The organism is Paeniglutamicibacter gangotriensis Lz1y (genome assembly GCF_000348945.1).
Lineage (GTDB): Bacteria > Actinomycetota > Actinomycetes > Actinomycetales > Micrococcaceae > Paeniglutamicibacter > Paeniglutamicibacter gangotriensis.
Window position 1 is genome coordinate 54,374 of sequence record NZ_AOCK01000012.1, and the last position, 20,368, is coordinate 74,741.

Consider the following 20,368-nt stretch of genomic DNA (forward strand, 5'->3'; position numbering starts at 1 on the left):
GGCGCCCCGGGAAAGAATCATCCTCACGGGCACCGGCAATCATCCCCAATGATGATGGCCGGGCCGCAAGGTTCCCCCTACGCTGGTAAAAACACCAGTCAAGGAGGAAAACGTGGGAGCCAAGGCCCTGGAAGCAGAAGCCATCACGCTGCCGCGGCGCACCGTCTCGGCCGAGGATTGGGCGGCGGTGGCCCGCACCGTGCCCGACCGCCTGCTGCGCTGGGGATCGATCCTGCCCTACTACGTGCTGCTGGCTGTGTGGATCATCATCGACTCACCGCCGGCGTTGATCGTCGTACTCATCTTCTGGGGTTTCTTCACGGTCTTCTCCGCTAGGCTAACCCCCTGGCTGGCGGCAACCGGGACCCTGGCACTGCTAGTGGTCGCGGATCCCGAGGGGTGGTTCTTAGCGGTGCTGTGGCTGGGTGCGGCATGGTTCCTGGGACTCGGACTGGTCGCCGGGGCCAGTGGGATCCGGCTGGCGCTGGCCGTGCGCCGGTGGCGGCTTCATCCCGATGGCCCGAGGGAGGTTCGGCGGGTCATGCTCAAAAAAACCGGGGCGTTGGGCAAGGCCGGCGGCCGCGTCCGGGCCTTCGCTGTGGCGGCACTCGTTTTTGCCGTGCTGCAGATGGCGGTGGTGCTGGTGCGCGAACCGGCAACCGAGCTGCGCGAGCTGCCAGGAGCGATCACCCCGGGGGACTCCAGTGTGATGGTTCCCGTGCTGGGGCTGTCCTTCTGGCTGATGTCCTTCCTGGCGGCCTGGATCGTGGAACGGGTGGCGGGGGACGTGGTCCTGGATGTCCCGGTGGCCCCTGCTGCAGGGCCGCTGCGTCTGGCTCGGGTGGCGAATTCGGTGCCACAGGCCGAGGCACGGCGTGCCGGCTGCAGCTGTGGGGCCAAGGATCGGGCAACGAACGGCGAGCTGCCGCAGGTCCTCGAATTAGACGACGAATGCCCGCTGCACGGCATCGAGGCCGTCAACGCCCTGGAACCCGGTCAGTTCCTCCGGGTCGCCCGTGAACCCTGGGTATGGGGCCAGAATGCCGCGCTGCTGCCGGTGGCTGAGCACGAACGCATGGTGATCATCGGGCTGCATGGTTGGGGGAGCCGGCCCCTGGTGGCCGAGGCCCCACTGCCGGGGAAAAGCCCCGCGGCACCGACACACACCGGCTACCGCCCGTGGCGCACCGCCGAGGTCTTCAACCGCTCCAAGCGCACCATCCGGTGGCGCGACACCAAGGACTCCGAAGTAATCCCGGTGGACCCACTGCCCGGCGTCGAGGCGGTCCGGGACAGCATCCAACTCGACGCGGCCGGGATACGCGGGTTCGCGGTGCGCCGTAACGGTGTGCGACCGCGCTTCGAAACCCAGCCGGCGCCGCTGATGCCCAGGCACCTCCCGCGGCCGGAGCCTAGGACTTCGTCGACACCGTCACGGTGAACTTCGGGTTCCGGGCGACCTGGCGGGTGGGGCCAACCAACTTCTCCAACTGCGCCCGGTAGCCCAAATGCGAATTCCAGACGCACCAGAGTTCCCCACCGGGAGCCAACACGCGTGCGGCATCGGCGAAAAGCTTCAACGCGATCCCCGCATGCACCGTGTTGCCCATGTGGAACGGCGGGTTCAGCACCACCAGGGATTCGGAGCCACCGGGCAGCGAACCTAAGGCGTCGTCTTGGACGGCCGTGAGACGTTGTGCCACGGAGTTGGCCGCGGCGGTGGCCCGGGTGGAAGCCACAGCGGAGGCCGACTGATCGCAGGCATAGACCGAGAGTTGCGGGTATTTCACGGCCAGGAACGTGGCGATGGTCCCGTTGCCGCAGCCCAAATCCACGGCGCGCTCGACGCCTGCGGGAAGCTGCAGATACTCGAGCAGGAACCGGGTGCCGGGATCCAGTTTGGCCCCGCCAAAGGTCTGCGCGTAGGCGCGCAAGTGCAGCGGGGCCTGCAGCCCCAGCTCGTGGGAGGCATGCAATGGGAATCGGGAGACCGGCCGATCGGCGGGCTGGCGCAGCCGCCTCGCGGTGAGCACCCGGGACTTCTGCCGGCCCAGCGAAGCGGTGACGGTGCCGAAGTAGCGTCCCAGCACCTCATTCATGGTGTGGTTCATGTGCTTGATGCGCCCGGCGGCCAGCACCACCACCTGCTCGTCGGCATGCTCCGCCACGAATCCGAGCAGCTCCTCCAGGGCATCGAGCGACCTGGGGAGCGCCAGCAGCACCAGCTGCGCACCGGTGAGCAGTTCGGCGCCCAGCGGCAGCTGGCGGTAGTCCCCGGTGCGTTCGGGCAGCAGAGCCGCGGCGTTGGCATCGGTGGCACGGGCCCCGGAGAGTGCATCCTGGTGCACGCGCAGCCCGCGCAGGCCGGCATCGAGGGCACCGAGAGTCAGCGCGCCGTAGTGGTCGCCCAGGATGACCCCGCGTCCGGGTTCGGTGGGCCAGCCTGCCTCCGCCGCCAGCTCGAGCAGTAGCCGGTCCGCGGCATCGACGGCGTGCAGGTTCTCTGCTTCGACGTCGGGCCAACGGCGCAAATCATCAAAATTAAGGCTCATCGCACATCCACCCATTCGGTTCCCAAGTCTTCGGCATGCGAGGCCCCGGCCGTGAGCGTGGCCAACCGATCGTTAAAGCCCGTCAGGATCGTGGCATCATCGTTCAACGCCACTCGCAGCGTTGCTGCCGAGTCCCCGTAATCGGTGCCCAGCACCTGCACTCCGGCGGAGCGCAGATCATTTTCTAGCCGCCCTGCCGCGGCGTAGTCTGCCTCGACACCCAGGATTCGCAGGCGTTCGCGGCGCAGCAGCGGGGCCGCCTCCAGGGTGCTGGATACCGACTCGGAGTAGGCGCGCACCAGCCCTCCTGCACCCAGCAGGATCCCACCGAAATAGCGCACGACCACCGCGGCGATGTCGGAGAGATCGGCGGAGCCGGAGGCGGTCTCGCGTTTGGCCAGCGCGTCGAGCATCGGGATGCCGGCGGTGCCCGAGGGCTCACCGTCGTCGTTGCTGCGCATCGCGGTGCGGTCGGCTCCCAGGATGAAGGCGCTGCAGTGGTGCCGGGCGTCGAAGTGCTTCTTGCGCAGTTCGGCCACCAGGGCGCGGGCCTGCCCCTCGGACTCGACCCGTCGTAGGTAGGTGATGAAGCGCGAGCGCTTGATCTCCAGCTCGTGGACGTATTGGCCGTCCACCGTCGTATAGGCCGTCGCCACGGAATCGTTGTTCATTACCGATCCAGTCTAGTCAATGGGCGCCGGAGCATTGTCGGTGCCGGTGCGCGGTGGAAGAATCGGGGGCGGGGACACCTACGTGAAACGGGGCGGGGCAAGGGTGCTGCGACTGAGTTTGCTGGGGGAGCAACGACTGAGTCGCCGGGGCGCGGACCTGGCGGCGGGTGGGTCGCGCGTCGTGGAGCTGCTGGCCTACCTGGTGTTGCACCCGGGGATCAGGGTGCCGCGGGCCGTGCTGGCCGGGACCTTCTGGCCCGAGACCTCCCAGCCCCAGGCCATGACCAACCTGCGCCGCGAGCTGTACAACCTGCGCCGGCTGCTGGGCGATGTTGCGGTCTTGGAGGTGTCCGACGGTGCCATCGGGGCTATCCCGCGCGCCGGGTTAGGCGTGGACGTGCAACTTTTTAGCGCCGAGCGCACCGCGGCGCTGGAGGCCACCGCGGCAGATGACCCGGACGGTTTCCTGGTCCACGCACGGGCGGCACTGCATCAATACCGGGGGGAGCTGATGCCGGGGAACTACTCCGACTGGGTGCCGGGGCACCGCCAGCGGCTGCTGCGCGAATGCACGGACCTCTGCGACCAGCTCGCCTCCGTTTTGACCGCGCAGGGCCAGGGACAAGCAGCCTTGGAGGTGGCCGGACGCCGGGTAGCCATCGCGCCGCTGGAAGAACCGGGACACCGCTCCCTGATCCGCGCCCACCTGGCCCTGGGAGATCGGCCCGGCGCACTGCAGGCCTTCCATCGCTGCACCGAGCTGCTCGAACGCGAGCTGGGTGTGGCGTCCGCGGCCGAGACCGGACGGCTCGTGGGTTCGGGACCCGCGCCGCCGGCGGTGCGGTTTCCCACCGGGAACACCGGTCCCGATGGCGGACGCACGCCGATCGGACGGCGAAGAGAGATGGGGGTGCTGCGCCACTGCTGGCAGGAGGCACGCGCCGGCGGAAGCGGGCTACTGGTACTCACCGGAGGTCCGGGCGTGGGCAAAACGCACCTGGCCGCGGCGCTGGGGAGACCTGGTCGGATCCACCGGTGCGGTGGTCGCCCGGGCGGGGTGCGTGGATTTGGTCGGCAGCATCCCGCTGGCGCCGGTGGCCGCATGGTTACGCAGCCGGGAGATCGCCACCGAGATCTCCGATGCGGCCATCGAGGTGCACGCCAGGTTCGGGGCCACCCTGCCCACCGGGCACTCCTCCTTGCACCTGTATCCGATCGACGGGGCAGCGGCCCGGGTGCCCCCAGATGCCACGGCCTTCGCCTACCGGGACGGTGGCTGGGCGGGGGTGATTGTGGGTGTCGACCCGGATCCGGCCAATGCGGAACTGATCACCGATTGGACCAAGTCGTACCATGATCAGCTGCACCCCACCACGGCCGGCGGGGCGTACGTGAACTTCATGATGGATGAGGGAAACGATCGGATCCGCGCCTCCTACCTGCACAACTATGAGCGGCTGGCCCGCATCAAGGCGCAGTACGACCCGGCGAATCTGTTCAGTCACAACCAGAACATCGTGCCCGCGGCTGTAAGCTAGGCGCATGCTTAATGTTGGTCTGACAGGCGGAATTGCCGCAGGGAAATCCGCGGTTGCACGTTTATTGGTCGAACGCGGTGCGGTGCTCATTGACGCCGACGCGATCGCACGCGAGGTGGTGGAACCTTCAACCCCAGGGTTGGAGGCCATCACCGCCGCTTTCGGCCCCTCGGTGCTGGACGCCGACGGCGCCCTTGACCGTCCCGCGCTGGGCGCGCTGGTGTTCGCCGATGCGTCCTTGCGCGAGGAACTGAACTCCATCGTGCACCCGCTGGTGCGTGCCGAGGCTAACCGACGCCGTGCCGCGGCACCGGCAGACGCGGTGGTCGTCCAAGACATCCCGCTGCTGGTGGAGACCGGGCAGGTCAAGGACTTTGATCTGGTGCTGGTGGTCGCCGCACCCCTGGAGGAACGGTTGCGGCGCCTGGTGACGGACCGGTCGATGACCCTGGCCGATGCCCGGGCTCGGATTGCCGCGCAGGCCAGCGACAAGGAACGCGCGGCGGTCGCCGACGTGGTGATCAAGAATTTCGGCACGCTCGAAGAGCTGCGCCAGAGTGTCAACGAGATCTGGGAGGCGCACATTGCCCCAGCCATTAACCATGCCCACTGATCGCGAAGCGGCGAAGGCCGAACTTACCGCGCAGCTTCAAACCGAAACGGCCAAGGCCCGCCAAGAGATGCTCATCATCCGGCTGATCTGGGTGCTGGCGGGGGTAACGCTGCTGATCTCCGTGGTGCTCTGGGTCGGCTACGGCGGACGGGAGCAGTACATCTCGCGTTCCACCGGCTACGATTCCACGGTGCTGCTGCCGGCCTGGCTGGCACTGGCCGGACTCTTGTCCGCCACTGCCGCGACGGTGCTGTTCATGATCCGGTTGATGCGCGACGCGCTGGGCAATATCGTGCAGAAACAGGTCAGGAAGTGAATACCGCGCTGGTCGCCGAATCTTTCATCGCCCTGGACCCCGCAGATGGCACCGCGGCCCAGCTGGTCAGCATCCAACGCGATGCCCAACGTACCGCGACGCTGCCGGGCACCCGCGGCGCGGTCCAGCTGCGCTATCACTCCCTGCACCTGCTGCCCGTTGAGCTGGTCGATGACCTGCCCGGCATCTGGCACGCACTGCTCGAGGCCGTCGAAGGTTTCCTGGCCATGGGTAGTGCCACGGTTGCCTTCCCCACCCTCGAGACGGAAATCGTGCTTGAGAGCACCGGGAAGCTCACCAGGTTCACCGCCGGGAAGATCAAGCACCTGGTGGATCCAGCTGAGCTTATCGGAGGCATCCTGGACGGGGCGCAGGCGTACTTCGGCTTCGCGCCGGAGGTTGACGGTGCCGCGGCGACACGCATCGGGCGGTTGCGTGCCAGCGCACAGGCGGCAGGTCTTTTCGCCTGAGGCGAGCAGGACCCCAAAGCATCGGTGGCAGGGCGTAGCCTTGGTACATGAGTCTTGCGCAGCAAATCAACCGCGTCGTCGCCCCCTTCGAGGTCATCAGCGAGTTCAGTCCTGCCGGTGACCAACCCGCGGCCATCAAGGATCTGACCAGCCGTGTTAACGCGGGGGAAAAGGACGTGGTGCTGCTCGGCGCCACCGGCACCGGTAAGTCAGCGACCACCGCCTGGCTCATCGAGCAGGTGCAGCGCCCCACCCTGGTGATGGTGCAGAACAAGACCCTGGCCGCGCAGCTGGCCAACGAATTCCGCGAGCTGCTGCCCAACAACGCTGTCGAGTACTTCGTCTCCTACTACGACTACTACCAGCCCGAGGCCTACGTCCCGCAGACCGATACCTTCATCGAGAAGGACTCCTCCATCAACGAGGAGGTCGAGCGGCTGCGCCACTCCGCCACCAACGCGCTGCTGACCCGACGCGATGTCATCGTGGTCGCCACCGTCTCCTGCATCTACGGACTGGGCACCCCCGAGGAATACGTCGCGGGCATGGTCACCCTGGAAAAGGGCATGGAGCTGAACCGTGACGACCTGTTGCGCAAGTTCGTCTCCATGCAATACGCCCGCAACGACATGGACTTCCACCGCGGCACCTTCCGCGTGCGTGGGGACACCGTGGAGATCATCCCGATGTACGAAGAGCAGGCGCTGCGCATCGAGTTTTTCGGCGACGAGATCGAATCGCTGCACACCCTGCACCCGGTCACCGGCGAGGTCATCCGCGAGGAAAATGAGATGTATGTCTTCCCCGCCAGCCACTATGTGGCGAGTCCCGACCGGATGAACCGGGCCATCACCGACATCGAGGATGAGCTGCGCGATCGGCTGGCCGTGCTGGAGTCGCAGAACAAACTGGTGGAGGCCCAGCGGTTGCGCATGCGCACCACCTACGACCTGGAGATGATGGAGCAGATGGGGTTCTGCAACGGCATCGAGAACTACTCGCGGCATATGGACGGCCGCGAGTCGGGGACATCCCCGCACTGTCTGATCGACTACTTCCCCGACGATTTTCTGCTGGTCATCGACGAATCCCACGTCACGGTCCCGCAGATCGGCGCCATGTACGAGGGCGACATGTCCCGCAAGCGGACCCTGGTGGAGCATGGTTTCCGGCTGCCCAGTGCGATGGACAACCGGCCGCTGAAGTGGGACGAGTTCCTCGAGCGCATCGGCCAGACGGTGTACCTCTCGGCGACCCCGGGCAAGTACGAGCTGGGCAAGGCCGACGGGGTGGTGCAGCAGATCATCCGCCCCACGGGCCTGATCGACCCGGAAATCATCGTCAAGCCCACCAAGGGGCAGATCGATGACCTGCTCGACGAGATCCGGGTGCGGGTCGAGCGCAACGAGCGCATCTTGGTCACCACGCTGACCAAGCGCATGGCCGAGGACCTCACCGACTACTTCACCGAGCACGGGGTCAGGGTCCAATACCTGCACTCCGATGTTGACACGCTGCGTCGCGTCGAGCTGTTGCGAGAGTTGCGCATGGGCCTGTTCGATGTGCTGGTGGGCATCAACCTGCTCCGTGAGGGCCTGGACCTTCCCGAGGTCTCGCTGGTGGCGATCCTGGATGCGGACAAGCAAGGCTTCCTGCGTTCGGCGACCTCGCTGATTCAGACCATCGGCCGTGCCGCCCGCAACGTGGACGGGCAGGTGCACATGTACGGGGACAAGATCACCGATGCGATGGCCCAGGCCATCGACGAGACCAACCGGCGCCGCGAGGTGCAGCAGAAATATAACTCGGACCACGGGGTGGATCCGCAGCCGCTGCGCAAAAAGATCGCCGACATCACCGACTCGCTGGCCCGCGAGGACGCCGACACCCAGGAACTGCTGAACAACCAGCGGCTGGCTAAGGACGCCAAGCGTTCGAGCGCCGGCACTCGGAAGGCGCACGAATCGGTGCGGTCCGATGGTCTGGCCGCGGCCCCGGCCGAGAACCTGGTGGACATGATCAGCCAGATGACCGAGCAGATGCACGCGGCCGCCGCGGAGCTGCACTTCGAAGTGGCTGCACGATTGCGTGATGAGGTCTCGGAGCTGAAGAAGGAACTGCGGCAGATGAAGAACGCCGGCCACGCGTAGGCACCAGGCCAACTTTTTGCGGCGCGCACGAGGCCCGAGCTGTGTGCGGCGCCGGGCCGTGGGGTAGAATGAAGTCAGCGTAGGGGAGTATCCCGAAGTGCTGTGATCGTCAACACGCCAGGCATCGTTGCCTGGCCGGGCGCAGCGGCCGACCTTGATTCAAGGCGGCGGAGAGACTTGCGGAAATTCGCATACCCCTTGAAAGGTCCATCCTTGTCATCGTTGATCCTGCCTCTGCAGACAGGCGCACCGACACTGTCGCTGCAATTTGAAATCATTTCCTTCGCGGTCCTCGGAGCCATCCTGCTCTTCGACCTGCTCTACGTGGTCAAGCGCCCGCACGAACCCTCGATGAAGGAAGCCGGCCTCTGGGTCGGGTTCTACGTCACCCTGGCCATCGCCTTCGGCGGACTCCTCTTCTGGCAGGCCGGCCCCGAATATGGCCAGCAGTTCATGGCCGGTTGGATCACCGAATACTCGCTGAGCGTGGACAACTTGTTCGTGTTCATCATCATCATGGCCCGCTTTGCGGTTCCGCGTAAGTACCAGCAAGAAGTGCTGATGTTCGGCATCATTATCGCGTTGATCCTGCGCGGCATCTTCATCATGCTCGGCGCCGCGGTCATCGAGAACTACTCGTGGGTCTTTTACATCTTCGGCGCCTTCCTGCTCTACACCGCCTGGAAGCAGGCCTTCGAGAAGAACGACGAGGACGAAGGCCCGGACGCCAACAGCGGCTTCGTTTACAAGCTGACCAAGAACCTGCCGATCTCCAAGGAGTACGACGGGAACAAGCTTCGCACCACAGTTGATGGCAAGCGCCTGTTCACCCCGATGGTGCTGGTTTTCATCACCATCGGCATGACCGACCTGCTCTTCGCCGTTGACTCGATCCCGGCGATCTTCGGCCTGACGCAAAGCGCGTTCATCGTCTTCACCGCAAACATCTTTGCGCTGATGGGCCTGCGCCAGCTCTACTTCCTGCTCGGCGGGCTGATGAACCGTCTGGTGTTCTTGCAGCACGGTCTCTCGATCATCCTCGCATTCATCGGCGTCAAGCTGGTCTTCCACGCCATGCACGTGAACGAACTGCCGTTCCTCAACGGCGGCAAGCCGATCGAATGGGCCCCGGAAATCTCCACCAACCTCTCACTGTTCGTCATCCTGGGCACCATCGTGCTCACCACGGTGCTGAGCCTCTGGTCCCCGTGGGGCAAGAAGGCCGCGGCCGCTTCCGAGGCAGCGAAACAAGACAACACCACCGACACCGAGTAAAACTTCGTGTCCCCCGCATCGGGGTCCGACTTTTTCGCAGTTGCGGGAGGTCGGACCCCGACGCTCGTTAAGCGCCGAGGCATTGCTAGGCTGGAGCGGTGAATATCTCCCCGGCCGCCGGCTCTCTGTCCGTGCTGCCCGAACGTGCCCGGGCCCAACGCCGCACCGTGGCAACACTCTCGGCCGCCCAGCTGCTGAGCGGTGTGGGCAACGGTGCCGGGTTGGCCATCGGATCGCTGATGGCCGTGGAGCTCACCGGCTCCAACGCCTTCGCCGGGGCGGCGACCACAGCAATCTCCGTGGCCGGGGCACTGGCCGCGCTGCCGCTGGCCGCCCTGGCTGTCAAACGCGGGCGCCGCGCAGCGCTGTCCTTCGGCTACCTGCTAGCGGCATTCGGTGCCATCGGCATGATGCTGGCACCGGTATTTGAATCCTTTGCCGTGCTGCTGCTCGGTGCAGCACTGCTGGGCGTGGGAGCAGCTGCCAACCTGCAGGCCCGCTTCGCCGCCACCGACCTGGCCGCCGACGCCACACGCGGGCGCGACCTCGGCCTGGTGGTCTGGGCCATCACCATCGGGGCGGTCGCCGGACCAAACCTGATCGGCCCGGGCTCCGCGCTCGGGGAACAATTCGGCCTGCCACCGATGAGTGGCCCCTTCCTCTTCTCCCTGGCCGGCATGCTGCTGGCCATCCTGGTGCTGAACATCGGCCTGCGCCCGGACCCGATCACCCTGGCCCGCGCCTGGGATGCGGCCGACGGCGTGGCCCCGCACCCCGTCGCGACCGGCCGGCGCCGCGGCTCACTGGCCACCGGGCTATCGGCGGTGCGGGCCTCGAAAGGCGCAACCCTGGGCATCTCCACGATCGTCGTCGCCCACCTGGTGATGGTCGGGGTGATGTCGATGACCCCGGTGCACCTCAAGGATCTGGCCGCGACCCCCGGACATTCGATGCATGGTGGCAGCACCGACATCCTGATCATCGTCGGCTTCGTGATCTCGCTGCACATCGCCGGGATGTATGCGCTGTCCCCGTTCATCGGCTCGCTGGCGGACAAGATCGGGCAGCCACGGATGATGCTGGCCGGGATGCTGGTGCTGGTGGCAGCGGTGCTGGTGGCGGGCGTCGGAGCGCAGTCGCGCAGCGCCGTCACCGTGGGGCTGGTGCTGTTGGGCGCGGGCTGGTCGATGTCGACGGTTGCCGGCTCCGCGTTCCTGGCCGAACGCGTCGAACGTCGCCGCCGGGTGCTGGTCCAGGGGGTCTCGGACACCCTCATGGGTGCCGCCGGTGCGCTGGGCGCTGCCGGCTCCGGGGTGCTGCTGGCCTGGCTGGGTTTCGCCGGGCTGGGCTATCTGTGCCTGGTCTTCATCCTCATCGTCGCCTTCTTCTGCGCGCGTGAACTCAAGTGAAGAAGTGGTTCCTGCTCTCGATGGCCATCGTCACCGAGGTCGCCGCGACGCTCTCGCTGAAGGCGGCGCTTGAAGAACCCTGGTGGTACGTGGTGGTGGTGCTGGGCTATGCCGGCGCGTTCACCGGCCTGTCGCTGGCCATGCGTGCGGGCCTGGGACTCGGGGTCGCCTACGGGATCTGGGGTGCGCTCGGGGTGGCGCTGACCGCGGTGTTGGGGATGCTGATCTTTGCCGAACCACTCACCGGCGTGATGATCCTGGGCCTGGTGGTCATCATCGCCGGGGTCGTCCTGGTCGAATTCGGCTCGCAGCACGCCAAAAGGCGTCAAGAGATGGGGAAGCGGGAGCGGATCTCATGATGTGGTTTTTCCTCTCAACAGCGATCGTGGCCGAGGTCGGCGGGACGATGTCGCTGCGCGCGACGCTCACCGGCTCCCGACTTTGGTACCTCCTGGTGGCCGCCGGCTACCTGTTGGCCTTCACGATGCTGTCGATGGCGCTGAGCGCGGGCATGGGCATCGGGGTGGCGTACGGGATCTGGGCGGCCGCGGGAGTGGCGATCACCGCGGTGCTGGGCAAGTGGATCTTTAAGGAACCACTCACGTTGCTGATGACCGCCGGAATCCTGCTGATCGTCGGCGGGGTGCTGCTGGTCGAGCTCGGGTCCGGCGCCTAGCGCGTCTCGTAGCTCATTTTTAGCAGCCGGGCAAAGATCCCCGACCCGTCGTCGCCGATCCCATCGTGGTGGAACTCATCGGTTTCCCAGACTCGCATGTTGCCTACCGCTGCGGCGGTCTGGAGCGACAGCTCCTTATCCACATACACATCGTGCGCGTAGACTGCTGCCGCCACCGGTACCGTGTTGGCGGCCAGCACCGAGAGATCGTAGAGCTGGCCCCAGCCCTCGTGCTCGGCCAGGACGCGGGCGGTTTCCTCCAGTGGACGCAGCACCGCATCGTCTTCGAAGTACCAGCTGAACACCATTTCCCCGGTCAGCAGCGGGACCGCCGCATCGGGGGAGAACGCCGGGAACTCATCGAGCACACGCTGCGCGGACCAGTTGGTGGCGGCCCCCTGCGCGTAGATCGATTCGTGCAGCAGCGCGTAGAGCGGGTTGGTGGTGCGATCCGCCTGCTCGGCGATAGCGGACAGGAAGGTGTCCGAGAGCCGCTTGCCGCCCGGGGTGTTGATGAAAGCACCCTCAAAGACGTAGTGCAGCGCATGCACCCGGGTGTTGCCGCCCAGGAACATGCCCAGCATCTGCACCAGCGGCACGGTCAGGGCCCGGCCATCGGGAAGATGTTCCTGCGTGTGGGCCAGATGTGCGACGATTTCACCGAGGATCTCACGGTCACGCGGGTACCAGTCGAAATATTCGGTGTTGCGCTCGGCCATCCGCTCATAAGTCGCCCGGTACACGGTGTCGGCGTCAGCGGTGATGGAGGCCAGCCCACCGGTGACGAGGCAGCGATCCAGCGCCTGAGGGGCCAGTGAGAGATAGGTCAGCGTGCAGAAGCCGCCGTAGCTCTGTCCGAAGGTGGACCACGAGGTGATGCCCAGGGCCTCGCGGATGGCTTCGGCGTCGCGCACGATCGAGTCGGCGCGGAAATGCGTGAGGTAGGCGGCCTGCGCCGCACCGTCCCCGCGCACGGGCAACGACTGCCGGTTTGCCGGGGTGCTCAGCCCGGTCCCGCGCTGGTCCAGCAGCAGGATCCTAAAGGTCTTGGCGGCCTCGGCCAGCCAGCCGGTCAGCGAGGCCGGGCGTGGGGACTGGCCTCCGGGCCCGCCCTGCAGGTACAGCAACCAGGGCAGCGTCGAGGGATCCGCGTGTTCGGTGGAGGAGATCTCGCGGGCGAACACCGTGATGGCCTCGCCGTCCGGGATTTCGTGGTCCAGTGGCAGCTGAAAGTAATGCTCGGTGCTGCGCATCGACCGGAAAACATGGGTGGTGTTCATGCTGTGGCTCCCAATGCTGCTAGCGCCGAGCCTTCGAGTCGGCGCACGCTCCAACCGTCCATGGTTCCGGCGCCCAGGGAGTCGTAAAAGCCGATGGCCGGGGTATTCCAGTCCAGCACGCTCCACTCCACCCGCTTGTAGCCGCGTTCCACCGCGATCTGCGCCAGCGTGCTCAGCAGCGCCTTGCCGTGTCCGGCGCCGCGCGCGCTCTGACGCACGTAGAGGTCCTCGAGGTGGATCCCGTGGGTGCCCTCCCAGGTGGAATACGTCAGGAACCACAGGGCGAAACCGAGCACCTCACCGTCCTGCTCGAGAACGTGCGCGTGGACCCGCGGTTCGGGTCCGAAGAGGTGGGCGGAGAGCTCGGCCTCGGTGTTTTTCACCGCGTCGGGCTCGCGTTCGAAGAGCGCCAACTCGTGGATGAGCCGCAGGATCGCTGCGGCATCGTGGGGCTGTGCGGGGCGAATCAAAGACATGTGACCAAGCCTACCGGTGGGTGTTGTGTGCCGTGAATCCAACGCGTGGGCCCCTACCCCTAGGGTTGGTGGCGATCGAACTCGCTAGACAAAAGATTGAAGGGGGACACCCATATGATGGGCGGCCACCACGCGGCCACGGGCGCAGCAGCCTGGATCGCATTGACCACCAACTTCGCACTACCCACCGGGAACCTGCCCGAACGCTTGAGCTGGCTACCCGAGGCCATTCCGCTGGGCTTCGGCCTGTTGGAACAATCTCCCCTGGCCGGGGTGGCTGGGGCGATGGTCTGCGCCGGTGCGGCATTGCTGCCGGACGCCGACCACCGCCGGGCCACCATCGCGCATTCGCTGCCGCCGGTATCAAACGCGATCTGTGCCGGCATCGGAGAGGTCTCTGGCGGGCACCGCAACGGCACACATTCGCTGCTGGGCATCGCCGCGTTCACGGTCATGGCCTGGGTGCTGGGGCTCTGGACCTTGGAGAGCACGCGCTTCGGGCTGGTGTTCCCCGGGGCCGGGCTGCTGGCGGTGCTGCTGGTCTCCTTCGCGCTCAAGGCGCTGAAGTTCATTCCCGACACCATGGCCAAGCTGCCCTGGCTGGTCGCGGTGCCCGCCGGGATCTTTGTGGCGGTGTACTCTCCGGATGAACGGAACTGGTTGGTGCTGGCCGTGGCCGTGGGTTGCGCGGTGCACATCGCCGGGGACATGCTCACGGTCGGGGGATGCAACCTGCTCTGGCCCATCCGCATCCGATCCCCGCGCTTGATCCGCCGGATCCCGTTGCTCAAGGACATCTGGAAGCCCGGCGGGCGGATCGCCATCCCGGTGCTGGGTCGTGCGGGGTCGGTGCGTGAATGGTTGCTCTGCGTCCCGGTGTCCATCTACGCGGTGGCCGGGCTGGTGGTGCCGATCGTGGTGCTGGCCCGCAACCAGGTCCAACCGCTGACCAAGCTCCTGGGTTTCTAGACCCCGGGCCACCAAGGCCAACACCACAGTGCGCCCACCGGAGAATCTCCGGTGGGCGCACTGTTTTTTTGGAGCAGACTCAAACCGTTGGGCTAGTCCTGCCGGCCCACGGCGGTGACGGTGATGACCGGGTAGCCGGCCTCGTCGGAATCGGCCAGGTTGATGGTCGCGTCGATGCCCCAGTCGTGGTGCTCCGCCGGGTCGGCGAAGACCTGGCGCACCTTCCATGACTCCTTGGAGGTGGTGATCAGCAGCAGGTTGGGGCCGCGGCCGCCGGGACCATCATCGATGTCCTCGTGCTCCTCGAAGTACCCGTCCATGGCCTCTGCCCAGGCCTCGGCGTTGAAGCCGTTGTGCCCGTCCAGCTCGGCCAGCGCGGCGTCCTGTTCGTCGGCAAAAAGCTTGACGCGACGGAACATTTCATTGCGGACCATCACCCGGAAGGCTCGTTCGTTGGAGGTCAGGCGCTCGGGGGCCGGCGGGACGATCTCCGCGTCGGGCTCGTGCAGCACCCCGTTGGCCAGTTCTTCCCATTCGTCCAGCAACGAGGAGTCGATCTGCCGGATCAGTTCGCCGAGCCATTCGATCAGGTCCTCGAGGTCCTCGCGCAAGGCATCCTGCGGGACGGTTTGGCGCAGTGCCTTGAAGGCGTCGGTGAGGTAGCGCAGCAGCACGCCCTCGGAACGGGCCAGCGAGTAGAACGCGACGTATTCACTGAAGCTCATGGCCCGTTCGTACATGTCGCGGACCACGGACTTGGGTGCGACCTCGAAGTCGCCCAGCCACGGGGCGCCGGCACGGTATTGCTCAAACGCGTTACCCAGCACCTCGGCCAACGGCTGCGGGTAGCTGACCTCCTCGAGCGCCGCCATCCGGTCGCTGTACTCCATGCCCTCGGCCTTCATTGCGGCAATCGCCTCGCCGCGGGCCTTCTTCTGCTGGGCAGCGAGCACCTGGCGGGGTTTTTCCAGCGTGGCTTCGATGACGGAGACCACGTCCAGTGCATAGGACGGGGACTCGTTGTCGAAGAGCTCCAGGGCCGCCAGAGCGAAGGGGGACAGCGGCTGGTTCAGCGCGAAGTTCTCCTGCAGGTCGACCGTGAGCGCCAGGGTGTTGCCGTGTTTGTCGGGGTGTTCGAGGCGTTCGACGACGCCGGTGGCCAACAGCTCGCGCAGGATGCCTAGGGCCTTGCGCTGCAGGGCGCGCTGGCGGATCGGGGGCTCATGGTTCTCGGTGAGCAGCCGGCGGGCCGCGGCGAAGGAATCGCCCTCACGGGCCAGCAGGTTCAGCAGGATCGAGTGGGTCACCGCAAAGGAGGAGTTCAGCGTCTCGGGGGTGGCGGCAATGATCCGGTCGTAGGTCTTCTCACCCCAGGACACGAATCCTTGGGGCGGCTTTTTCTTGGTCACCTGGCGTATTTTCTTGGAGTCTTCGCCGAACTTCGCCAGCGCCTTTTCCATGTTCTTCTTGTTTTCGATGGAATGCTCCGGCGCCTGCACCACCACGGTCCCGGCGGTGTCGAAGCCTGCGCGGCCCGCGCGTCCGGCGATCTGGTGGAATTCGCGGGCATTGAGGATGCGCGTGCGCACCCCGTCGTATTTGGACAGCGCGGTGATCAGCACCGTGCGGATGGGCACGTTGATGCCCACGCCCAGGGTGTCGGTGCCGCAAATGACCTTGAGCAGGCCGGCCTGGGCCAGCTGTTCGACCAACCGGCGGTACTTGGGCAGCATCCCGGCGTGGTGCACGCCGATGCCGTGGCGCACCAGTCGGTTCAAGGTCTTGCCGAAGCCCGGGGCGAACCTGAATCCGGCGACCAGCTCTCCGATCCGATCCTTTTCCTCGCGGGTACACACATTGATGCTCATCAGCCCGCTGGCCCTGTCGATGGCCTCGAGCTGGCTGAAGTGCACCACATAGATCGGCACCTGCTTGGTGGAGAGCAGTTCCTCGATGGTTTCCTGCACCGGGTCCTGCGAGTAGTAGTAGTGCAGCGGGATGGGGCGTTCGGCGTGCGCCACGGTGGTGGTTTCGCGTCCGGTACGCAGCGTGAGCTCATCTTCGAACCTGTCCACCTCGCCCAAGGTGGCGCTCATGATCAAGAACTGGGCCTGTGGAAGCTCCAGCAGCGGAACCTGCCAGGCCCAGCCGCGTTGCGGGTCCGAGTAGAAGTGGAACTCGTCCATCACCACGGGGCCCAGATCCGCGTTCTTGCCCTCGCGCAGGGCGATGTTGGCCAGGATCTCGGCGGTGCAGCAAATAATAGGAGCATCCTGGTTCACCGAGGAATCCCCGGTGACCATGCCGACGTTCTCCGCACCGAAGATCTTGCACAGGTCGAAAAACTTCTCCGAGACCAGTGCCTTGATCGGTGCGGTGTAGTAGCTGCGTTCCCCACGGGCCAGCGCGTGGAAGTGCGCGGCCACGGCCACCAGCGACTTGCCCGAGCCGGTGGGGGTAGCCAAGATGACGTTGTTCCCTCCCACGAATTCCATCACGGCTTCGTCCTGTGCCGGGTAGAGCCCGATGCCGCGGTCCTCCACCCATTTGACGAAGGCTTCGTAGGTCGATTCGGCGGTGGCTCCGCGCGGAGGGGTATTGGGCAGCAACTCGGTAAGTTTCATGATGTGTCCAGCCTATCGTTTGGCACACGGCTTTCCGTTTACGATGGGTTGATGAAATGGGACCCCAGCAAGTACGTGCAGTTTGCCGACCACCGAGACCGTCCATTTTACGAACTCACGGCTCGTATCACCGCTGCAGCGCCGCGGCTGGTCGTTGACCTTGGCTGTGGTCCCGGCCCTTTGGCCCACTCGCTGGCGGAGCGCTGGCCCGACGCACGGGTGATCGGCCTAGATTCCTCGCAAGAGATGATCGAGCAGGCTCGCAGCACACAACAATCACCGAACCTTTCCTTCCAGAGTGCCGACGCGACCCAGTGGATGCCGGAGGCGGACACCGACGTCCTAGTTTCCAACGCGATGTTGCAGTGGATCCCGGAGCACCGCGAACTCTTGGCCACGTGGCTTGAAGCGTTGACGCCCGGGGCCTGGTTTGCCGCGCAGGTGCCGGGGAACTTCGGCTCGCCCTCGCACGCGTTGATGCGCCAGCTGGCAGCCTCTGCACGCTGGGCGCCGCAGCTTGCCGGGGTCTTGCGTCACGATGATGCTGTGGGGGAGCCGGCCGACTACCTGAAGATCATGGTGGATGCTGGGTTCGAACCAGATGTCTGGGAAACCACTTACGGGCAGGTCCTCACGGGGGAGCATCCGGTCCTCGAGTGGGTGCGCGGCACTGCGCTGCGCCCGATCCTGTCGAAGCTCTCCGCCGCCGATGCCCTGGAATTCGAAGAGGAATACTCAGGATTGGTCGCGCAGGCCTACCCGGCCTTTGCCGATGCCCGTGGAGAGCGCCAGACGCTGTTCCCGTTCCGCCGCATATTCATGGTTGGACGCAAGCGCTAGGTGTGCTGAAACAGGAAGAGATGTTCCCGCATCCGGGGGTGTGAAGATACCCTGCCATGCCCCCTGCTGTGACGGCGTTGGCGTGCACGGCCTGCGCCGCACCATCTGCCGAGGACTTCCGAAAGAAATAAGACATGGGCAACACCGTGTGTCTTCACTTCGGCAGCGGGTACACAGCAGCCGGATGTGTCGGCGGGGCCCGTGTCGCCACGGACGGACTCGTGCGAAAGGCACGGCATCAAGTCCAAGTAACCATCGTGTTTCTACGAGTGATTCGAAAGTATTTTCTTGTCCTTGTCTGACTAGTAGTTTTGCGTGCTCCTGCGCTCGCCGAACCCTTCCCAGGGAGGGGCGGGACGCGTATAATAGTAAATATGTTCGAAGGTTCGCAGGGGCGTGAATTAACCTCGAGACCCCTCACTGTTGAGGAAGCCGGGGAAATGCTCCTTGGCCATCGACATATCCCCATGGATCTTGCTCGGCCCTCCGAGGAACGCTCAGCGGCCGAAGGCCCCGGTGACGGTTTCGTAGACTTCCTCGACACCATGTCGGTGGCAGTTGCCCAACTGCCCCAAACCGTGGGCGAGCAAGTTCGGGCAGCACGGATTTCGGCCATGGAACGCGTCAAGGCAGCGATCTGCGCGGCACAGGCGAAGGAAGCCTATGCGATGGAGCAGGACATCATTGCCCGGCATCGCGCCGAAGGGATCTATAAAGACAATCCGGCCCGTGGGGCTGGCGCCGAAGTGGCGTTGGCCCGCAAGGAGGCCCAACACCGGGGCCCGCGCTTCATTAATTATTCTCGGGGACTGATTGAACAGATGCCATATACTTTCGATGCGCTGGCGCGCGGTGAACTCACCGAGGAACGCGCAATGCTCATGGTGAACAAAACCCACGACGTGCACATCGACATCCGCAGACAAATAGACCGGCATATGGCTGGAGAACGCGGGGCCCTGGAAGGCGTGGGCACCAAGCAACTCGCGGCGCGGATGGACAAAGAGGTGTTGGCCTACGACAGCCGGCCCGAATTGAACAAACACGCCGATGCCATGAACAAGCGCCGCGTGACCTTGTCCCCTACGGCGGACGGGATGATGCGACTCACCGCATGGCTGACCGTGCCGCAGGGCATCGCGATGAAGCAGGCGCTGCGTACGGCGGCATCCAAGCGCCGCGCCGCCGATGACCCACGCACCGATGACCACGTCATGGCTGACACGCTTGTGCAGCGGATCACCGGGCAAAAAAACGCGCTACGACCACCCCTACTGGTGAACCTCACCATGACGGACCGGACCCTGCTGGTCGGGGACAGTGAACCCGCGCAGCTTAAGGGCTACGGAACCATCTCCGCAGCCCTCGCCAGATGGCTCATCGTGGGGGACCAGCACTCGTGGGAAGAAGACAACGAGGTGGAAACATGGGTTCGCCGCGTCTATACGGCGCCAACGAGCGGCGAGCTTATCGCCATGGACTCGGAAGCGCGCATCGTTCCCGGGAAGCTCAAGGAACTCATCGAAGTGCGCGACCAATTCTGCCGAACCCCCTACTGCGACGCCCCCATCCGCCATATCGACCACGTTTACCAAGCGGCCAAGGGCGGAGAAACCACAGAGGTTAACCTTGACGGACGTTGTGCCTGGTGCAACCAGACCAAGGAAACCTCCGGCTGGGAGGAAACCGTTATACAGGGGATGAGACATTCCATATTGATCACCACTCCGGGCGGTCAGATGTATCGAGGCACAGCTCCGCCCCTGCCAGGGACCCCGGAATCGCCGCCGGGACCCACTGAAGGCAGCGAGCTCACCAGCCCCTGAGCCGCCATCCAGCCAAACTGGGGCGCTCAGTACCCAACGTTGTGTTGGTTCCATGGCCCGGAAGTACCAAGGCATCCTCCGGATACCCGTCGAACAGTCGTTCCGTGACGTCATCGATCAACGAGCTGAAACGCTGGGGATCATCGCCAGTGTTGCCAACGCCCCCGGGGAACAAAGAGTCGCCACTGAAAATCACGGTGGCACCCGAGCTGTCACGCAGCACGTAGGCCATAGAGCCGGGGGTGTGGCCACGCAGATGCACACACTCCAAGACGACCTCGCCCACCGGCACCGAGTCCCCATGTTGCAAGGGAACGTCGATTGCTACATCGGCTCCCGAGGCAATACCCGCAACGTCATCTGCACCGGCATACGTCCTGACACCGGTCTTGTGCACATATTCATTCAGTGCCCTGATGTGGTCCCAGTGCTGATGGGTCGTGGCAATGCCCGCCAGTTTCGTAGGGGCCCCCGCATCGGCGGATGCCGAGGCAACCAGCTCGTCAATCGCAGGAGCATCGTCGGCGGCGTCGATCAACAACTGTGCGCCGTCCTTCTTGGAGGTCACCAGATAGACGTTGTTGGACATATCGGAAACGCTGATGGAACGGATGGTCGCATCCGTGAGATCAAGGAAGAATTCGCTCATAGCAACACCTTACGTGGACGGGCGACGTGCACGC

20 protein-coding genes and 1 pseudogene are annotated in these 20,368 nt (G+C 65.3%); 14 read left to right on the forward strand and 7 right to left on the reverse strand.

Translation table 11 applies throughout. The features are described from left to right. The first annotated feature begins 112 nt into the window (after nt 1-112). Nucleotides 113-1,441, forward strand: a complete 1,329-nt coding sequence (locus ADIAG_RS17260) for a hypothetical protein (RefSeq protein ID WP_007272715.1) — start codon at nt 113-115, stop codon at nt 1,439-1,441. Here the strand turns inward: ADIAG_RS17260 and ADIAG_RS17265 are convergent. The 3 genes from ADIAG_RS17265 to ADIAG_RS22280 form a co-directional block, all read right to left on the reverse strand. Continuing rightward, nucleotides 1,413-2,552, reverse strand: a complete 1,140-nt coding sequence (locus ADIAG_RS17265; RefSeq protein ID WP_007272716.1) for a class I SAM-dependent methyltransferase — start codon at nt 2,550-2,552, stop codon at nt 1,413-1,415. The genes ADIAG_RS17260 and ADIAG_RS17265 overlap by 29 nt on opposite strands. Continuing rightward, nucleotides 2,549-3,223, reverse strand: a complete 675-nt coding sequence (locus ADIAG_RS17270; protein ID WP_007272717.1) for a YigZ family protein — start codon at nt 3,221-3,223, stop codon at nt 2,549-2,551. Before ADIAG_RS17270 ends, ADIAG_RS17265 begins: the two co-directional genes overlap by 4 nt. 195 nt (nt 3,224-3,418) lie before the next feature. Next, nucleotides 3,419-3,586, reverse strand: coding sequence for a hypothetical protein (locus tag ADIAG_RS22280; RefSeq protein ID WP_007272718.1), 168 nt, complete (start codon nt 3,584-3,586; stop codon nt 3,419-3,421). Between the two features lie 34 nt (nt 3,587-3,620). Here ADIAG_RS22280 and ADIAG_RS22705 point away from each other — a divergent pair. The 10 genes and pseudogenes from ADIAG_RS22705 to ADIAG_RS17320 form a co-directional block, all read left to right on the forward strand. Continuing rightward, a pseudogene (locus ADIAG_RS22705) lies at nt 3,621-4,022 on the forward strand (bacterial transcriptional activator domain-containing protein); the annotation flags it as partial. 70 nt (nt 4,023-4,092) lie between these two features. Next, complete coding sequence (locus ADIAG_RS17280) at nt 4,093-4,761, forward strand: BBE domain-containing protein (RefSeq protein WP_007272720.1); 669 nt, start codon at nt 4,093-4,095, stop codon at nt 4,759-4,761. Nucleotides 4,762-4,765: 4 nt separating this feature from the next. Then, the gene (gene coaE / locus ADIAG_RS17285) at nt 4,766-5,374 is read left to right on the forward strand and encodes a dephospho-CoA kinase (protein WP_007272721.1); all 609 of its coding nucleotides are present in this window, start codon (nt 4,766-4,768) and stop codon (nt 5,372-5,374) included. Beyond that, on the forward strand, nt 5,364-5,690 hold the full coding sequence (locus ADIAG_RS17290; protein ID WP_007272722.1) for a hypothetical protein: 327 nt from the start codon (nt 5,364-5,366) through the stop codon (nt 5,688-5,690). Before coaE ends, ADIAG_RS17290 begins: the two co-directional genes overlap by 11 nt. Continuing rightward, entirely contained in the window at nt 5,687-6,160 is a 474-nt protein-coding gene (locus tag ADIAG_RS17295) for a hypothetical protein (protein ID WP_007272723.1), read from the forward strand. The genes ADIAG_RS17290 and ADIAG_RS17295 overlap by 4 nt, the downstream gene beginning before the upstream one ends. Nucleotides 6,161-6,207: 47 nt before the next feature. Continuing rightward, entirely contained in the window at nt 6,208-8,310 is a 2,103-nt protein-coding gene (gene uvrB, locus ADIAG_RS17300; RefSeq protein WP_007272724.1) for an excinuclease ABC subunit UvrB, read from the forward strand. A 213-nt stretch (nt 8,311-8,523) separates the two neighbouring features. Further along, on the forward strand, nt 8,524-9,585 hold the full coding sequence (locus tag ADIAG_RS17305; protein ID WP_235045953.1) for a TerC family protein: 1,062 nt from the start codon (nt 8,524-8,526) through the stop codon (nt 9,583-9,585). Between the two features lie 98 nt (nt 9,586-9,683). Next, the gene (locus ADIAG_RS17310) at nt 9,684-10,994 is read left to right on the forward strand and encodes an MFS transporter (RefSeq protein ID WP_007272726.1); all 1,311 of its coding nucleotides are present in this window, start codon (nt 9,684-9,686) and stop codon (nt 10,992-10,994) included. Then, nucleotides 10,991-11,353, forward strand: coding sequence for a DMT family transporter (locus ADIAG_RS17315; RefSeq protein ID WP_007272727.1), 363 nt, complete (start codon nt 10,991-10,993; stop codon nt 11,351-11,353). The genes ADIAG_RS17310 and ADIAG_RS17315 overlap by 4 nt, the downstream gene beginning before the upstream one ends. After that, entirely contained in the window at nt 11,350-11,670 is a 321-nt protein-coding gene (locus ADIAG_RS17320; protein ID WP_007272728.1) for a DMT family transporter, read from the forward strand. Before ADIAG_RS17315 ends, ADIAG_RS17320 begins: the two co-directional genes overlap by 4 nt. Here the strand turns inward: ADIAG_RS17320 and ADIAG_RS17325 are convergent. Both ADIAG_RS17325 and ADIAG_RS17330 read right to left on the reverse strand, forming a co-directional pair. Next, nucleotides 11,667-12,950, reverse strand: coding sequence for an alpha/beta fold hydrolase (locus ADIAG_RS17325; RefSeq protein ID WP_007272729.1), 1,284 nt, complete (start codon nt 12,948-12,950; stop codon nt 11,667-11,669). The genes ADIAG_RS17320 and ADIAG_RS17325 overlap by 4 nt on opposite strands. Then, nucleotides 12,947-13,426: a GNAT family N-acetyltransferase gene (locus ADIAG_RS17330; protein ID WP_007272730.1), complete on the reverse strand. Its 480-nt coding sequence runs from the start codon at nt 13,424-13,426 to the stop codon at nt 12,947-12,949. The genes ADIAG_RS17325 and ADIAG_RS17330 overlap by 4 nt, the downstream gene beginning before the upstream one ends. A gap of 114 nt (nt 13,427-13,540) precedes the next feature. Here ADIAG_RS17330 and ADIAG_RS17335 point away from each other — a divergent pair, with 114 nt between their 5' ends. Beyond that, nucleotides 13,541-14,395, forward strand: a complete 855-nt coding sequence (locus ADIAG_RS17335; RefSeq protein ID WP_007272731.1) for a metal-dependent hydrolase — start codon at nt 13,541-13,543, stop codon at nt 14,393-14,395. Nucleotides 14,396-14,487: 92 nt separating this feature from the next. Here ADIAG_RS17335 and ADIAG_RS17340 read toward each other — a convergent pair whose 3' ends face one another. Further along, a complete protein-coding gene (locus ADIAG_RS17340; RefSeq protein ID WP_007272732.1) occupies nt 14,488-17,019 on the reverse strand; it encodes a DEAD/DEAH box helicase in 2,532 nt (843 codons plus the stop codon). 51 nt (nt 17,020-17,070) lie between these two features. On the opposite strand from ADIAG_RS17340, the gene ADIAG_RS17345 reads away from it, so the two are divergent. After that, a complete protein-coding gene (locus ADIAG_RS17345) occupies nt 17,071-17,859 on the forward strand; it encodes a trans-aconitate 2-methyltransferase (protein ID WP_007272733.1) in 789 nt (262 codons plus the stop codon). 467 nt (nt 17,860-18,326) lie between these two features. Further along, complete coding sequence (locus ADIAG_RS17350; protein WP_161623976.1) at nt 18,327-19,685, forward strand: HNH endonuclease; 1,359 nt, start codon at nt 18,327-18,329, stop codon at nt 19,683-19,685. On the opposite strand, the gene ADIAG_RS17355 is transcribed toward ADIAG_RS17350, so the two are convergent. After that, complete coding sequence (locus tag ADIAG_RS17355) at nt 19,672-20,334, reverse strand: MBL fold metallo-hydrolase (protein ID WP_007272735.1); 663 nt, start codon at nt 20,332-20,334, stop codon at nt 19,672-19,674. The genes ADIAG_RS17350 and ADIAG_RS17355 overlap by 14 nt on opposite strands. Nucleotides 20,335-20,368 lie beyond the last annotated feature (34 nt).

What these genes read in the sequence shown, in the direction of transcription:
- ADIAG_RS22280 (WP_007272718.1), bottom strand. Translation starts at nt 3,586, where the DNA reads ATGGCACCGTCGGACACCTCCAAGACCGCAACATCGCCCAGCAGCCGG.
- ADIAG_RS17340 (WP_007272732.1), bottom strand. Translation starts at nt 17,019, where the DNA reads ATGAAACTTACCGAGTTGCTGCCCAATACCCCTCCGCGCGGAGCCACC.
- ADIAG_RS17330 (WP_007272730.1), bottom strand. Translation starts at nt 13,426, where the DNA reads ATGTCTTTGATTCGCCCCGCACAGCCCCACGATGCCGCAGCGATCCTG.
- ADIAG_RS17290 (WP_007272722.1), top strand. Translation starts at nt 5,364, where the DNA reads ATGCCCACTGATCGCGAAGCGGCGAAGGCCGAACTTACCGCGCAGCTT.
- ADIAG_RS17325 (WP_007272729.1), bottom strand. Translation starts at nt 12,950, where the DNA reads ATGAACACCACCCATGTTTTCCGGTCGATGCGCAGCACCGAGCATTAC.
- uvrB (WP_007272724.1), top strand. Translation starts at nt 6,208, where the DNA reads ATGAGTCTTGCGCAGCAAATCAACCGCGTCGTCGCCCCCTTCGAGGTC.
- ADIAG_RS17265 (WP_007272716.1), bottom strand. Translation starts at nt 2,552, where the DNA reads ATGAGCCTTAATTTTGATGATTTGCGCCGTTGGCCCGACGTCGAAGCA.
- coaE (WP_007272721.1), top strand. Translation starts at nt 4,766, where the DNA reads ATGCTTAATGTTGGTCTGACAGGCGGAATTGCCGCAGGGAAATCCGCG.
- ADIAG_RS17280 (WP_007272720.1), top strand. Translation starts at nt 4,093, where the DNA reads ATGGCGGACGCACGCCGATCGGACGGCGAAGAGAGATGGGGGTGCTGC.
- ADIAG_RS17345 (WP_007272733.1), top strand. Translation starts at nt 17,071, where the DNA reads ATGAAATGGGACCCCAGCAAGTACGTGCAGTTTGCCGACCACCGAGAC.
- ADIAG_RS17350 (WP_161623976.1), top strand. Translation starts at nt 18,327, where the DNA reads ATGGATCTTGCTCGGCCCTCCGAGGAACGCTCAGCGGCCGAAGGCCCC.
- ADIAG_RS17270 (WP_007272717.1), bottom strand. Translation starts at nt 3,223, where the DNA reads ATGAACAACGATTCCGTGGCGACGGCCTATACGACGGTGGACGGCCAA.
- ADIAG_RS17355 (WP_007272735.1), bottom strand. Translation starts at nt 20,334, where the DNA reads ATGAGCGAATTCTTCCTTGATCTCACGGATGCGACCATCCGTTCCATC.
- ADIAG_RS17320 (WP_007272728.1), top strand. Translation starts at nt 11,350, where the DNA reads ATGATGTGGTTTTTCCTCTCAACAGCGATCGTGGCCGAGGTCGGCGGG.
- ADIAG_RS17335 (WP_007272731.1), top strand. Translation starts at nt 13,541, where the DNA reads ATGATGGGCGGCCACCACGCGGCCACGGGCGCAGCAGCCTGGATCGCA.